Source organism: Vescimonas coprocola (assembly GCF_018408575.1).
Lineage (GTDB): Bacteria > Bacillota > Clostridia > Oscillospirales > Oscillospiraceae > Vescimonas > Vescimonas coprocola.
This window is the reverse complement of sequence record NZ_AP023418.1, coordinates 2,489,464-2,503,894: the sequence shown is the minus strand read 5'-3', so window position 1 is coordinate 2,503,894 and position 14,431 is coordinate 2,489,464. Positions and strand designations below refer to the sequence as shown.

General features: G+C 55.0%; 15 protein-coding genes. 9 read left to right on the top strand and 6 right to left on the bottom strand.

All coding sequences use genetic code 11. From position 1 onward, the window contains the following. Positions 1 to 191 precede the first annotated feature (191 nt). The 6 genes from KJS28_RS12115 to KJS28_RS12090 all read left to right on the top strand — a co-directional run bounded on the left by KJS28_RS12115 (position 192) and on the right by KJS28_RS12090 (position 6,125). On the top strand, positions 192 to 1,247 hold the full coding sequence (locus tag KJS28_RS12115; protein WP_213541190.1) for an ABC transporter ATP-binding protein: 1,056 nt from the start codon (positions 192 to 194) through the stop codon (positions 1,245 to 1,247). A gap of 11 nt (positions 1,248 to 1,258) precedes the next feature. Continuing rightward, positions 1,259 to 2,230, top strand: a complete 972-nt coding sequence (locus KJS28_RS12110; RefSeq protein ID WP_228298398.1) for a carbohydrate ABC transporter permease — start codon at positions 1,259 to 1,261, stop codon at positions 2,228 to 2,230. Between the two features lie 13 nt (positions 2,231 to 2,243). Continuing rightward, positions 2,244 to 3,101 carry a carbohydrate ABC transporter permease gene (locus KJS28_RS12105; protein WP_213541189.1) on the top strand — a complete coding sequence of 286 codons (858 nt, stop codon included), beginning with the start codon at positions 2,244 to 2,246 and terminating at the stop codon, positions 3,099 to 3,101. Between the two features lie 34 nt (positions 3,102 to 3,135). Further along, positions 3,136 to 4,467 carry an extracellular solute-binding protein gene (locus KJS28_RS12100; protein ID WP_213541188.1) on the top strand — a complete coding sequence of 444 codons (1,332 nt, stop codon included), beginning with the start codon at positions 3,136 to 3,138 and terminating at the stop codon, positions 4,465 to 4,467. A 31-nt stretch (positions 4,468 to 4,498) separates the two neighbouring features. Further along, positions 4,499 to 5,131 (top strand): AAA family ATPase, encoded by a 633-nt coding sequence (locus tag KJS28_RS12095; protein ID WP_213541187.1) that lies wholly within the window; start codon positions 4,499 to 4,501, stop codon positions 5,129 to 5,131. Between the two features lie 133 nt (positions 5,132 to 5,264). After that, complete coding sequence (locus KJS28_RS12090; protein WP_213541186.1) at positions 5,265 to 6,125, top strand: helix-turn-helix domain-containing protein; 861 nt, start codon at positions 5,265 to 5,267, stop codon at positions 6,123 to 6,125. A gap of 85 nt (positions 6,126 to 6,210) precedes the next feature. Here KJS28_RS12090 and KJS28_RS12085 read toward each other — a convergent pair whose 3' ends face one another. From KJS28_RS12085 to KJS28_RS12065, 5 genes are all read right to left on the bottom strand, one after another. Then, the gene (locus tag KJS28_RS12085; protein WP_213541185.1) at positions 6,211 to 7,371 is read right to left on the bottom strand and encodes a tyrosine-type recombinase/integrase; all 1,161 of its coding nucleotides are present in this window, start codon (positions 7,369 to 7,371) and stop codon (positions 6,211 to 6,213) included. 290 nt (positions 7,372 to 7,661) lie between these two features. Next, on the bottom strand, positions 7,662 to 7,868 hold the full coding sequence (locus KJS28_RS12080; protein ID WP_213541184.1) for a helix-turn-helix domain-containing protein: 207 nt from the start codon (positions 7,866 to 7,868) through the stop codon (positions 7,662 to 7,664). Between the two features lie 10 nt (positions 7,869 to 7,878). Next, a complete protein-coding gene (locus KJS28_RS12075; RefSeq protein WP_213541183.1) occupies positions 7,879 to 8,859 on the bottom strand; it encodes a relaxase/mobilization nuclease domain-containing protein in 981 nt (326 codons plus the stop codon). Beyond that, positions 8,820 to 9,128 (bottom strand): plasmid mobilization protein, encoded by a 309-nt coding sequence (locus KJS28_RS12070; protein ID WP_213541182.1) that lies wholly within the window; start codon positions 9,126 to 9,128, stop codon positions 8,820 to 8,822. The genes KJS28_RS12075 and KJS28_RS12070 overlap by 40 nt, the downstream gene beginning before the upstream one ends. A 187-nt stretch (positions 9,129 to 9,315) precedes the next feature. Continuing rightward, positions 9,316 to 9,744, bottom strand: coding sequence for a helix-turn-helix domain-containing protein (locus KJS28_RS12065; RefSeq protein ID WP_228298397.1), 429 nt, complete (start codon positions 9,742 to 9,744; stop codon positions 9,316 to 9,318). A gap of 157 nt (positions 9,745 to 9,901) precedes the next feature. Between KJS28_RS12065 and KJS28_RS12060 the strand changes: the two genes are divergently transcribed. Beyond that, positions 9,902 to 10,855, top strand: a complete 954-nt coding sequence (locus KJS28_RS12060) for a DUF6076 domain-containing protein (protein ID WP_213541181.1) — start codon at positions 9,902 to 9,904, stop codon at positions 10,853 to 10,855. Positions 10,856 to 11,023: 168 nt separating this feature from the next. Here KJS28_RS12060 and KJS28_RS12055 read toward each other — a convergent pair whose 3' ends face one another. After that, positions 11,024 to 11,731 carry a DUF8548 family protein gene (locus KJS28_RS12055; protein ID WP_213541180.1) on the bottom strand — a complete coding sequence of 236 codons (708 nt, stop codon included), beginning with the start codon at positions 11,729 to 11,731 and terminating at the stop codon, positions 11,024 to 11,026. Positions 11,732 to 11,961: 230 nt separating this feature from the next. Here KJS28_RS12055 and KJS28_RS12050 point away from each other — a divergent pair, with 230 nt between their 5' ends. Together KJS28_RS12050 and KJS28_RS12045 are read left to right on the top strand one after the other, a co-directional pair. Further along, the gene (locus KJS28_RS12050) at positions 11,962 to 12,567 is read left to right on the top strand and encodes a hypothetical protein (protein WP_213541179.1); all 606 of its coding nucleotides are present in this window, start codon (positions 11,962 to 11,964) and stop codon (positions 12,565 to 12,567) included. Positions 12,568 to 12,810: 243 nt separating this feature from the next. Then, on the top strand, positions 12,811 to 14,280 hold the full coding sequence (locus KJS28_RS12045) for an ATP-binding protein (protein WP_213541178.1): 1,470 nt from the start codon (positions 12,811 to 12,813) through the stop codon (positions 14,278 to 14,280). The last annotated feature ends 151 nt before the right edge of the window (positions 14,281 to 14,431 follow it).

Sequence of the window (14,431 nt, the reverse complement as noted above, 5' to 3'; positions counted from 1 at the left end):
ATACGGATGCGGGTATATCTTGATCTTATCCACCTCATCGGGTTGAGCTCTCTGAATGTCGGCACCGTATATGGCCAGTCGGTTTTGATCATTTGTGTCAAATTGTGTAAGTAACCTGTCAAATATTGCCGAGAAAAATAATGCCGCCCGAGATATAATAAAAAATAATATCATTGGGGAGGCGTGCAGAGATGGAAGTTCGAGTAAAAAATCTGACAAAACAATTTGGCAAGACCACCGCAGTCAACCACATCGATGTTGTATTCAAGGACGGGAAGCTGACGGGACTTCTTGGCCCGAGCGGATGCGGCAAGTCTACGACTCTCTACATGATTGCCGGTCTGGAGGGTGTTACGGACGGCGAAATCATGTTCGGTGACCGGGATGTGACCACCCTGATGCCGGAGAAGCGGAATATCGGTCTGGTATTCCAAAACTACGCACTGTATCCCCACATGACAGTCCGGGACAACATCACATTCCCTCTGTCGAACATAAAGGATCCGGAAACCGGGAGGCCGTATTCCCGTGCCAAGCGTAACGCCGCGACCGATGAGATTGCCAAGCTGGTCCAGATCGAGTCCTTGCTGGACCGCAAGCCCGGTCAACTTTCCGGCGGTCAGCAGCAGCGTGTCGCGATTGCCCGTGCGCTGGTAAAAAAGCCCGATGTTCTGCTGCTGGACGAGCCTCTCAGCAATCTGGATGCCCGCCTGCGCATGGAAATGCGGTCAGAAATTCGCCGTATCCAGCAGGAATCCAAGGTGACCACCATCTTTGTTACCCACGATCAGGAAGAGGCCATGAGCATCACGGATGAGATCGTGCTGATGCGTCAGGGTGTGGTGCAGCAGGTCGCCGGTGCCCATGAGATGTACATGGATCCCGCCAACAGCTTTGTGGCATCCTTCATGGGCAATCCGCCTATTTCCTATGTGGATGTGCAGGTCGGCGGCGGTTCGGCTGTTCTGGAAAATGGCCTGCGTCTGCCCTGCAGATCTGACTACGCCGGACATGCTAAAATGGGCATCCGTCCGGAGGCGTGGGCGCTGGGCGGTGATCTGTCTGTCACACTGACCGACGTGGAGATGCGGGGTCAGGATCAGGTGGTCTCCTTCACTCTGGCGGGCCAGCCGGTTCGTGCTATCCTCAACGCGGAGGAGTATGTACGCCCCGGTCAGGAGGTTCACCTGCGTCTGTCGGAAAAGCGCTGCTATCTGTTCAACCCCGAGACGGGCGTCCGCCTGTAAGGAGGCTCACTATGCTGAAAGATAAGGTGAGAAAAGATCCGGGGGCTGCCAAGAAGCGCAGATACCAGCTGGTGGAAATGTCCGACGGTACCCTCCGTGTGCGCAGTGGATGGGCCTATGCGTACATTCTTCCCGCTATGGCTTTGCTTCTGCTGTTCACCGTGTATCCGCTGGTCATGGTGCTTCGCACGGCTTTCTATCAGAAGTATATCTATATCACCAATACCGGCAAGGGCTTCGGACTGTCCTCCTTTGCATGGGTCCTGAAGGACTCCACCTTCTGGATGGCCTGCAAAAACACAGCGATCCTGCTGCTCATTGCCCTGCCGATTACGCTGATACTTGCTCTGGGCATCGCCCTGCTTATCAACTCCATCAAACGGCTTCAGGGCTTGTTCCAGACCATCTATTTCCTGCCCTACGTCACGTCCACCATCGCCATCGGCATGGCGTTCCTGTGGCTGTTCCATTCAGACTACGGCTACATCAACTATTTCCTACAGCTGTTTGGCATCAGTCCGCAAAAGTGGCTGACCGATCCCAACCTGATGATCGTGACCCTTTCCATCTTCTCGGTCTGGAATGGTCTGGCGTTTAAGATCCTTCTGTTTCTGGCGGGTCTGCAAAAGATTAACAAGCAGGTCTATCAGGCTGCAAGGATCGACGGCTCCTCCCCCACGAAGACACTGTTCCGCATTACGCTGCCCCTGCTGAGTCCCACCATCTGGATGGTGATTCTGGTGTCCGTGATTTACGTGGCCCGCACTTTCAACGAGGTCTATGCCATGTTCGTCTCCTATTCCGGCGGAGCCGCCGGCTCGGGAAACGCCGCTATCACCATCATGTACTACATTTATTGGATGTTCTACGATCAGGGAAAGGTCAACTACGCTGCGGCAGCCGCCATTCTGTTTCTGATCGCCGTCCTTCTCATCACGGTGGTACAGCGGGTGGTCTCCAAGAAATTTGTCCACTACGTGTAAGGGAGGGAACACGATGAAGAGAAAAAATACAGAGCTCCAGATCCGGGATACCCGCAAGACGGTTCTCACCGTCATCAAATACGTGGTGCTGATCATCGGCGCACTGGTGATGATGTTCCCCTTTATCTGGATGCTCCTCACCTCCCTGAAAACACTGCCGGAGGCCATCTCCATCCCGCCCCAGTGGATGCCCGAGACTCCCCAGTGGAAGAACTACGAATACTCCTGGAATCTGGTCCCCTTCGCTATGTTTTTCCGCAACACCATCTGGGTCGGCATTCTCAGCGTGGTGGTAACCTTGGCGTTCTCCATTCTGGGTGCCTACGCCTTCAGCATCTACTCCTTTCCCGGCCGTAACCTCTGCTTCTACCTGTTCATGCTGACCATGATGGTCCCCTCGGAGATCCTGATCATCCAAAACTACGTGACCTGCAGCCGCCTGGGGCTTCTGGACAGTTTCTCCGGTATTGTGCTGCCGACAGTTGCCAACGGCTTTTACATCTTTATGCTGCAGGAATATTTCATGCAGACGCCGCCCTCCCTGTTCAAGGCCGCAAAGGTGGACGGCTGCAGCAATCTGAAGTTCCTCATCAAGGTGGTCATTCCCATGAATGTCAACGCCATTGTCACTGTGGCGATCCTGACCTTCATCACCGCTTGGAACTCCTTTATGTGGCCCCTGATCGTCACGCTTTCCGATGAGCACACACTGCTTTCCGTGGGTTTGCTTCGCTTCCGGCAGGCATCCAGTTCCAACCTGCATAATCAAATGGCGGCTGCCTGCATTGTGCTGATCCCCATGGTCATCTTCTACATCATCTTCCATAAGAAGATCATGGAGGGTGTTGCTTCCGGCGGTACCAAGGGCTGACAGCCCAAATATATAAAATTTTTGGAGGTACATTATGAAAAAGTGGTTGAGTTTTCTTCTTGCGCTCTGCATGCTCCTGAGCCTGACCGCCTGCGGCAATGAGAGCGGCGGCCCGTCCGGCAACCCTTCCGAGCCCAAGTCTCCCACGGACGTGGAGGTGGAGCTAACCGAGCCCGTCACCATCACCTTCTGGCATGGCATCGTGCAGGAAAACATGCAGCAGACCCTGAACGAGATCGTGGATGATTTCAACAAGGGTATCGGCGCTGAGAAGGGCATCACCGTGGAGTGCTATGCCAAGGGTGAGATGCCCGATCTGGAAAACGCCGTCACCGCTGCTATCAAAGCTGGTAATATGCCCAACGTCACCCTGACCGAGGCTGCCTCTGTGGTGGACTGGCTGCAGACTGACTGCGTGGTGGACATGACCCCGTACATTGAAAATGCCAACTACGGTCTGGATCTGTCTGATTACTATGACATCTATATCGAAGACAGCTGCAACTACCCCGTCCCCGGCTATTACAGCCTGCCCCTCTATGTGGCCTGTGAGGTCATGTACTATAACGTGGACTTCTTCAAGGCAAATAACCTGAGCGTTCCCACCACCTGGGCTGAGTTTGAGGAGACCTGCACCAAGATCGCTGAGATCACCGGCAAGCCTGCCGCCGGCTGGGACGAGGGCGTGAAGTGCTTCTCCACTCTGGTGGAGCAGAAGGGCATCGGCTATACGGATCGCGAGGGCAATCTGCTCTTCGCTGACAATCTGGACGCCACCACCGAGGTCATCTCCTGGTATCAGAACATGGTCCAGCGGGGCATTATTCGCACCCCCGGCGAGGACTACTTCTTCTCCGGCCCCTTTGCCAACCAGCAGGTACAGATGTATCTCAGCTCCGGCAACGAGGGCGAGTTCATCAACATGAAGATTCCCGAGAGCGCCAAGTTCGAGTGGTCCTGCGCTCCCATTCCTCAGTTTGAGGATGGCACCAAGGCCGACTACGCTGAGGGCTTCCTCATCAGTATGCTGGACAACACCAACGATCTGGCCACCCGCTGGGCCTCCTGGATCTTTATCCAGTATATGCAGTCCTATGAGGTCTGCCAGAAGATCAACTCCGGCGAATCCCGCCTGCCCTTCCTGAAGTCTGTGGCTGCCAGTGACGAGTTCCTGAACAGCGCCGCCCCCGCCCAGCTGGCCGGCGTTGAGCAGCAGGATTTTGCCTACACCTATCCCGGCTTTGAAACGGATACTTACACCTCCAGCGGTCTGCACGACTATGTGGTGATCGCTATGGACAACATCCTGAACAACGGAGCCGACGTGCGGACGGAGCTCGAGAAACTGATCTCCACCCTTCAGTAAAGCTATTTGATATAAAGAGGAGACGTCAACTATGGCGAAAGAAGCGTTTATGTCTTATGATCCCTGGTCCAACATCCAGTCCAGAAACGGGATCCCCGGTGATGAGCTGATCTCCATGCTGCAAAAGTCTATTCGACGCGGACTGGAGGAAAATGCTCTGGCTGCGGCCTACGAGATGTACATCACCAGCCCTCAGTTCCACGAAAAGATGTGGCGGCGGCTGCTGGCCATCTCCGTTGAGGATGTGGGATTCGGTGATACCCATGCCCCCCTGCAGGTCTACACCCTTTTCAAGATGGCACAGGAGTTCCCCTACTCCGACGGTGACCAGCCGATGTTCTTTATGCACGCGATCCGTTATCTCTGCCGCTGCAAAAAGGAACGTACCACGGATAACATCAAAAACCAGATCATCAAGGAATGGGAGCATGGCAAAAAGCCCGAGGTCCCGGATTATGCCTACGACCTCCACACCGCAAAGGGACGTGCCATGGGCCGTGACGAGATGCACTTCCTGACGGAGGCCAGCCGCGTCATCCCCCAGCTGGAGGGCGAAGACATCGTCCGCATCCACGAGCAGTACATTGAATTCTGCAAGCACGAGAAAGAGATGACCGGCAAGCCGGAGGTACAGCCTTTCCACTATAACTGCTGGCAGTATTAACAAAACAACCACCTCCCCCCTCTCAAAAAAGAGTACCGGCCCATCTTGGATGGGCCGGTACTCTTTTTTAGGTTGCAAACCCGCCGCTTTACAGGTAAAATAAACTATCGACCATAAGAAGGAGCGAGGCGGTATGCTATTCCTGAGTGAAAAACTGAATGATCCCCGCATTCCCGGGAAAATCCTTTTCAACGAGGATGAAAACGCCCATCTGCCGCCTCACTGGCACTCCAATGTGGAGATCTGCTTTTTTCTCCAAGGTGGTTTTTGTGCCCGAATAGACGGGCAGTGCTACACCGTGCAGAACCAGGATCTGATCCTGGTCAACAGCGGCCAGCTCCACCATGTGGGCGAAAACTCCGTTGGGGAACGCCGGGGCATCTCGCTGGTAGCGGACATGGATTTCTGGCATGACTTTTGCCCTGAACTGGATTCGCTGGAGTTCTCCCTTTCTATCTGCCCAGAGCGAGTCCCGGAACTGAAACAGCTGATGACCGCCCTGTATGATGCCAGCTGTACATATTACTGCGTCAAAGAGTCCCATAGGGACAGTGGGGCCGCCAGTCGCGAGCTGCTGCAAATCCATGGATTGATCTGTATGGTCTATTATACGCTTACCAAATATTTCAGCCGCCCCCAAAAGACTGCCTCCCATCGCCTCGCCGTACAAAAGTCAAGCTTACAGGATGTGATCCAGTATATCAACACCCACTATACGGAGCCCCTGATGCTGAAGGATATCGCAGATCAATACAACTTCTCCTGTGAACATCTGTCCCGCCTTTTCAGAAAAAAGCTGGGGTTAACCTTCAAGGAGTACCTGTACAGCATCCGCCTGACGCACGCATGCCGCCTTCTGACCCACACAGAGAAGAGTATTTTGGATATCTCGCTGGAAGCCGGCTTCCCCGATATGCGGGCATTCAGCCAGCAGTTTAACCGAGTCTACCACACGACCCCGAAAGAATACCGTCGGCGCTTCCGGCATACATGATGCCGCCCCGCCGGCTCAAGAGCGCGCAAAAGCACCGGAGAGGGGCGGATGGCATCATCCGTCCCTCTCGGACTATTTTTGTGGGCTACATGGTCTGGCTGATGACGCTGCCGATGGTGTCGGCGGCGGAGCGCTTCATCCCCTCCGTGGCGTGGGTGTAGGTGCTGAGGGTAAAGCCCGCGTCGTAGTGTCCCAGCGCACCGGACAGCGTCTTGACGTCCACACCGTACTTGAGGGACAGCGTGGCGAAGGTGTGTCTGAGGTCGTGAAACCTGATGTGCTCCGCACCGATGGCCTTCAGGATCTTCTCATGGGTGTGCCGGAAGGAGTCCGGGTCGAACATGGTGCCGGTCTTGGGCGACACGAACAGGTAGGGACTGTGGGGGTGCTTTGTGTGTTCCTCTACCAGCAGCTCCACCGCCCGCTGCGGGATGGCCAGTCTGCGGATGGAGTTAGGCGTCTTGGGCTGGCTGACCACCAGTTCGCCGTTGATGCGGTTCACCTGCTTGCTGACAGAGATGGTCATGTTCTCCACGTCCAAGTCCGTCCACAGCAGGGCGAGGAGCTCGCCCCGGCGCAGGCCGGTGGTCAGTTCCAAATAGAATGCCGCCAGCAGTCCGCGCCGTTCTGCTTCGGCCAGATACGGGCCGATCTTGTCCTCCGGCAGTATCTTCATCTCCCGCTTTTCCAGCTTTGGCAGGCGGCAGCCCTTAGCGGGGTTGGTAAGGAGCAGCCGCTCCGCCACCGCCTGCTCCAGGCAGTTGTTCAGCAGCGTGTGGATGCCCCGTACCACGCGGGTGCTGAGGCCCTTATCCTTCAGCTTGATGTGGGTATATCGCTGGATGCGGCCGGATTTTTGCAGGTCGTTGTAGAACTTCTGGATCTGGATGGTGGTCAGCTTTTCCAGCGGCGTGTTGCCCAACTCGGGAATGATGTGGTTGTCAATGTAGTTGAGGTAGTAGTCCTTGGTTTTCTCCCGAAGGCGCGGCTCGGCGTAGACCTCGTACCACAGCTTGATCCAAGCGCCCAGCGTGTAGGATTTTGCACGGCTCATGTCCAGCTTTTCAGCCTCCGCAATGGCCTGCTTGAGCTTTTCCTTGGCTTCTGCCTGCGTCTTGGCGAGGACGCTCTTGTGGATGGGCTTGCCGGTGGTGGGATCATTGCCTGCGGTGTAGCGTCCCTCCCAGCGGCCGTCTTTCCGCTTGCGCAGACTCCCCTCACCGTTTGCACGTTTCTTCTTTGCCATACTCAATGCACCCTCCAACTTTCATCCTGTTGCCGCATTGCCGCTCCCGGCCTCCATTCGGGGCCGCCAGCGGCGCGGCTGCCACTCCTTTTTGCTCGCTTCATCCGCCACCGGCGGCGCTCGCAAACGTCCCCCTCTCCATTTGCTCGTTTCTTCGGCATGGTATCAACTCCTTTTCTTTGGTAGCCAACACACATATCACAACCCGACCTTAATAGCTATCGAAGGCGGGCAGAGTTAAGAGAAAGTTATCAATTGTACAGCGGGGGTATTCTTTGGTTACAGCGTGGTCATTTTTGCGCTGTGTTGGCGTCTATCCACTCCCGCAGTTTGTCCTTCGGCACCACGATGCGGCTGCCGATCTTCAGCGTAGGGAAGTCCTCACTGTGAACCAATTCATACGCCCCGGCACGGGAGATGCCCAGCACCGCCGCCACCTGCACGACGTTCAGCATCAGGGGCAGCTCGTCGTAATTCTTATAGGTACACTCGTTCATTCGCTCCTCCTTACATCATGGTCATATCGAAACCGTGATACTGCTCATATTCTTCCTCGTAATCTTCCTGCTCCTGCCGGCGGGACAGATACCACTCCACCAGCTCCTGCAGCAAGAGGCTGCTGTAATACAGCTCACGGGCAAGGTCGCTGACCTCGCTGTTCTCGTCCTCACACAGGGCGCAGATGGCGGCCACCGTACCCGCCATGCCGCAGACGGCATCCTCCAGTGTGGGTGTCGGCTCACGATGGTCATAGGCAATTTCCCGGCAGGCTTGCAGATAATCCGCACCGCCCAGCCGGAAGTACAGCTCCATATTCTCGCGCTTCAGCGTCTGGTCGAACAGCTTGCTGTCCCGGCAGCGGATGTTCTCCGGCGTGGTGTAGGTGATGTATTTCTGATGCGGCTCCCATTTCACATCGTAGCCATAGGCGTTCATATACGCAACGAACGCCTGCTGCGTGCGGCTCTGCTCCATGGCCTCTTTGATATGATCCGTCAGCCGCCTCTTCCACGTCGGAATGCGGAACGGGTCGGCCTTGGACTCCGTGACGGACAAACCGTACTCCCGACAGAGTTGGCTGCAGTAGTCTTTGACCTGCTGCATCTCCCTTGCGGACTGATGGAATTTCATGCCCGTCTCGAAATTGACGGAGTTCATGATGATGTGATTGTGGATGTGGGCGGTGTTCATGTGAGTGACCACGATGCACTGGTAGCCCTCGAAATGCTCCGCCAGCTTCACGCCCAGCTCGTGCGCCGTTGCGAAGTCCAGCGGATCATCCGGTGCAAACGCCTGCACGATGTGGTAGTAGCCGCAGCCCTCCGTTTTGCGGAACTGCTTTTTCACCGCCTCGAATTCCGGCACCGCCGTCCGCACAACGCAGTTGACGCCGCTGATAAGCTGCTCCACCGTCTTTTCCCGGTTGGTGACGTAGTCAACGATGCCTCTCAGCCCACGCGAGACAGCAATGAATTTAACGTTTGCCATGTGTTTTCATACACCTCCATGAACGGCTCCATGTTGACCAGCTCGACGTGACCCTGCCGCGCCATGACGACCAGCTGATTCAGGTTATTGCCCTGCCGCCGCAGCTCGCGGATGAGGTCATCCACGCCGTCGATGACTGTCACATCCTTGTCCATGGCCGCGTCCCGCACATACTGGCTGAGCGACTTATGCGCCTTCTCCGCCTGCAGCGAGATGTATTTCTTCTGCCACCCCGCCACGCGGATGCGGATAAATTCTTCTTTCTTCATACATTGCTCCTCCATGAAAAGGGGTGTGGGCTTAGCCCGCATGAGCATTTGGGGAGCGGTTTCGGCCAGGGGCCGAAAACCGTACCACAAATGCGAAACTTGCCATTGCGCCAAAGGCGCGATGCTCCGTCCCCCAACCTCCGGCGCCCCACGACACTCTCGCCTTCCTGCGAGGCCACACAGCGGCTCACCGGGGCGAATGCGGCGGTTCTGTGGCTTGCGCCGACAGTTTCCGCTGTACCCGATGTCGTTCGGCGGCGGCTTCGGCGAGGTACAGTTGCTGCTGGGTGTACCACCCCACCGCTTCGCGGATGGGGCGAATGTGATAACACAGGTTGCCGTTTTTCTTCAGCCCGTTCCGCATGATGACCGATGTCGGCTCTACGGTGATGAGACCCTTTTCTACCAGTCCGGCCACGTAGCGCTTGGCGGAACTCTTGCTTTTGCCAATGGATTTTCCAATCGTTTCGTAGCTGGGCCAGCACTCGTAGGTGCGCTGGTCTTCCAGCCGCATCAGTACAGCGTAGGTCGCCAGCTCGCCGGTGCTTAAGTGCAGAGAGAATATCTCGTTGGGCAGTGGTGTGAAGTTTTTCGTTTTGTTGTTTTGTAAGTTCAATAGACACCTCCGATTTTTGTTGACATGGCTGTGCGAATGGTGTAGACTAATTGCAATATCGATTAGACATTTAGCTTGAGTCTATCATAACAGAGACGGCATGATCTATCAACGCTGTCGAGTAATATTTACAATTAGTCCATAATCGGAGGGCGTTATGTGGTACTGTAAAATGTATTTCCCCGGAAGGCATGAGGTCATCGAGAGCGACGCTTTCGGCACGCAGGGAGCACCGTCGCAGCGAAAGGCATTTCCTTTTTTGGAGTCGCTGCTGTCCTTCACAGAACTGGACATCAGGAAGGTTGCCGTCGCGCCGCGGTGCATCTCCGATGACTTAGAGAGCCTCGACCGTGAGCGTGTGACCAACGCTATGGTCAAGCTGGGTGGGCTGGCGGACACGCACAGCTTCTTCCGCGTGCTGTATACCAAGTGGCTCTATCTTCGTTCCAAGGGTTTTAAGAACAACGGAGAGGAAGTAACCTGTGCGTTAGACGAGCTGCGGTCACTGCCGGAGGAACTGCCGCTGTACCAAAAGCAGATCTTGCACTTCTTTGAGCTGATACTGGATATAGACAAGGCCGGGCGCGAGCCCAGCCGGCAAGTCTTGCGGTATTATCATTTTGACAAACCTGACCAGTCCAGCGACCCGGAGTTGTTCCCGTTCCGTCTGCTGACCACGCGCTTTGAGCCGGTGGATGGCGATGCTTGTGCGCCGGTGCTGTATGCGAATACCGTGGCGGATATGATCAGTTTTTCTTTGCAGACCTGCGTGGAGCGCAGTATTACCGTGCGCCGCTGCAAGAACTGTGGGCGGTACTTCGCCCAGACAGGCCGCGTCAGCGCGGAGTACTGCGACCGCACACCACTCGACGGTCAGTCCAGCTGCCGTGCGATGGGTGCATTCCAGCAGTGGACGCTGAAGCAGGCGGACGATCCGGTGTTCAAGGTTTATCGCAGGGAGTACAAACGCCGCTTTGCGTGGATCAAGGCCGGGCGCATCAGCGACAGCGAGTTTTATGCGTGGAGCGAGCAGGCCAGAGAGCAGAAAAAGAAATGCGACGAGGGTATCATCACCGCAGAGGATTTCCAGCGGTGGCTGAAGGAGTCGTAAATACAAGGAGGGTGCGGTTCAGCAGAACCGCACCCTCCCCATGTTTCGTCAGCAAAGAAATATTTAGTCATGCTGTGCGCTAATGCGCGACGGGCCCGCACTCTGCGGCGCAGAATGAAGCATCAGGAGCAGCGCCGTCGCTCCGCGTCCTCGAAGGGAGCACTGTCGTTACCGCCGCTGAGTTTCCCAGATCAGACTGTCGAGAAAGCGAACTGTGATATTCGGGTATTCGGGCTTTAGCATTTCGACCGTACGCACCATAATTGCCTGTGCATCATCGTCCGTCAGTTTCTGCAGGGTGCACGTCTCCTTGATGAAACGCACAATGTGTCTGTCCGGTTTGACTCGGTTTTCATCACCGGTCAGCATGTAGAGATACTTCAGCATGATGCCGCTGCGTTGGCCTCGCACCGACTTGATGTCCTTGTCAAGGGTGGTCTTATCCGTATAGTCATTGAAGTCGCGCAGCGTATTGATGCCGTGCTTCTGGCAGACCAGCGCAATCTCCCGGCACGCTTCCGCCTTCAAAATCCCGCTGCGGCTGGAAGTCCGCTGCATGTTGTGAAGCACATTCTTGGAAAAGTCCTCAATCGTATCATACTTCGCAACATTCGCAAGGAAATTGCGGATCGTATGCTCCGTCGCGTCCGCCTGCGTTCTGGATATGGTAAGGTCAAACGTCCCGATATAGCTGTTGACAACGTTCACGACCGAAGTGTACCGAACGCCGATGGAAAACACGGCATCCAAAATGCAGATGGGTAAGGATTTATAAAAATCCTTGAACGGATCGTCACGATCTTTCAGTGCATTACCGAAATCTTTCGCGCTGCGCGCTGCCAGCAGTTCTGCCGCCCTCTGGATATCCATTTTCATAACCTCTCTTTCTTTGAACTCTCAGCATTTCACCAATTGCGTCAGAGTTTCTCCCGACGCTTTTGTATATCATATCATACAACGGGTGGCGGGATGAATGAGAGGGCATCTCAAGCATCTCGCGGGACTGCATCATAGCATTCGGGTTTCTAAAATCGTTGCATATTGCTGTCCGAAATCTTGACTTGCGAAAATTTTTCTGTAAAATATTTTTGAGAGGAGGAGGTTTCATGGACATTCCGCGCCGAAAAAACCGCCAGCACCCGGATAAGCTGACGGCAGAGCTGCTGTTTTTCTGTTTTTGGCTGACCCGCTGCGGCGAGGTGGAGCTGGGCTGCTTTGAAAGATATGGGCTTGAAAACTACGGACAGCATTCACCCTCCAGCTACCGCCGCTATGCTAAGGAGTTGGAGAAGTGCGGAGCCATACTGCGAATGAAGCTGCGAGGAAACAACGCGGACGGGAATAACCGCCGCCGTTTTATTTCCGACCCGCCGGTGGAGGACTTCGCGTCGGCGATTCGGTTTGATTCGGAGGATGACCATCTGCGGCGTCTGGCGCATCTGGTGTGCATGGCGGCGTCGGTGCTTGCGCCCGATGGAAAACTGTCGGCATTTGACAACGCCATCGAGGACTATCGGTGCTACGCCCTGCACTACCCCGACTACCACGCGGCGTATGAGGGACTGGACCCCCGCACGCTCCGGCGTGATAAGCAGGCAGTGCGGCAGGTGCTGCTGCGCTGGAAAGACTACGACGCCCGGCGTATGCAGCGTGACGAGGATGTAGAGGAGGAGATCACGGCGGAGTTTCTGGCGCGGCTGAAGAAGCTGTGAGCGCACGGCTGCCGCACCTATTCTTTGGTTACAGCGTGGTCAAATTACGCATACCATGACCAGCGTAGTAGTTTTCGGTACTTGTCGCAAGATGCAAGCCAATAACCCAAGAAGCAACGCAAGAACATCTTATGTTATTTTTAACAACATAAGAAAAGTTCGAAAAAAGTCAAGGAATGTCTTGCGAATTTTCTTCACTTCTTGCGTTCTATATGTTAGAATGGGCGCAAGGGAGTGATTTGCATGGTAGAAAAGGAGCTTCGCGATCTGATTGAAAGCATTCGGATTCGTGGCTGTGAAGGACAAACCATAGAAGTAAAGGCGGCGCGGCAGGGCTGTCCTGAAAGGTTATATGATACGATCTCTGCGTTTTCCAATCAAAATAGCGGGGGAATCTTTGTGTTCGGCTTGGAGGAAAAGAACGGCTTCGCAAAGGTGGGCGTCTACGACGCACAGGACTTGGAGCGCAAGGTAATGGAATACTGCGATCAAATGACGCCGATCGTTCGACCGCAATTTACCGAGGTGGATGAAGATGGGCTTACATTTGTCTCTGCGGAGATCCCACCCGTTGATATTGCTGAACGCCCTTGCTTCAAAACAGCCAAGGGACGGCTACACGGGTCCTATATCCGCATAGGTGACGGAGACAAGCCCATGACGGAGTACGAAGTATACAGCTACGAGGCGTTCCGAAAGAAATATCAAGACGATATTCGTCCAGCGGAAAGGGTGTCCTTCCAATCGCTGGATATGTCTAAGGTAAAAACGTATTTGGAGAGAAAAACATGTGCGCGTCCGAATTTGGCGGGTATGTCGGAGGCACAGCAGTATGAACTGACCGGCATCACGCGGGATGGGAAAATCACCATGGCGGCATTGCTGCTGTTCGGACTCTACCCGCAGGCGTTTTATCCGCAACTGAGCATCATTGCCACCTGTGTACCCGCAGAGCAAATGGGCGTTCTTGACGCAGAGGGCAACCGATTCAGCGACACAAAGCGGATCGAAGGTACGCTTCCGGATATGCTGGAGGGTGCGTTGACCTTTGTTCGAGCCAATATGCGGACGGCCACAAGGATCGACAAAGAAACAGGCGAGAGAATTGATATTCCGCAGTACCCTATGGACGCTGCCCGCGAGGCGATACTCAATGCGTTGGTACACCGGGATTATAGTCTGCATACCGAGGGAATGCCGATCCAGTTGGTCATGTATTCCAATCGGATCGAGATCACAAATCCGGGTGGGCTTTATGGTAGATTGACTCTCGACCAGTTGGGCAATGCCCAGCCGGATACCCGAAACCCGGTTCTTGTTACCGTAATGGAGACCCTGGGGGAAACTGAGAATCGCTATTCCGGGATTCCTACGATTCGGTTTGCCATGAAAAACCGCAACCTGCCAGAGCCGGTATTCGCGGATCGGCGCAGCGAATTTGTCGTGACGCTGTACAATGGTGAGCATGGTGCAGCGGGAAGTGTCGGCGACGAGGATGTAAAACAAGCTAACGTGCAAGACGAAAAAGGTCTGCTGAAATTCTGCCGTACACCTCGAAGCCGCAGCGAGATCATTGCATATCTAAATATTGCGTCAGGGCAGTATGCCCTGCGGCGTTACCTTGATCCTCTCGTAGCGTGTGGAGCGATTCGGATGACGCTGCCTGATAAACCCCGCAGTTCCAAGCAGCGATATGTGGCAGTGGAGGAGTGACACAGTTTATTACGTCTTTTTCCGTGACCCAAAAGCCGAGAGGTCAGGAAAGCACCGGAGAGGGGCGGATGGCATCATCCGTCCCTCTCCGGCTGTTTTTTGCGGGCTACATGGTCTGACTGATGCCACTGCCGATGGTATCGGCGGCACC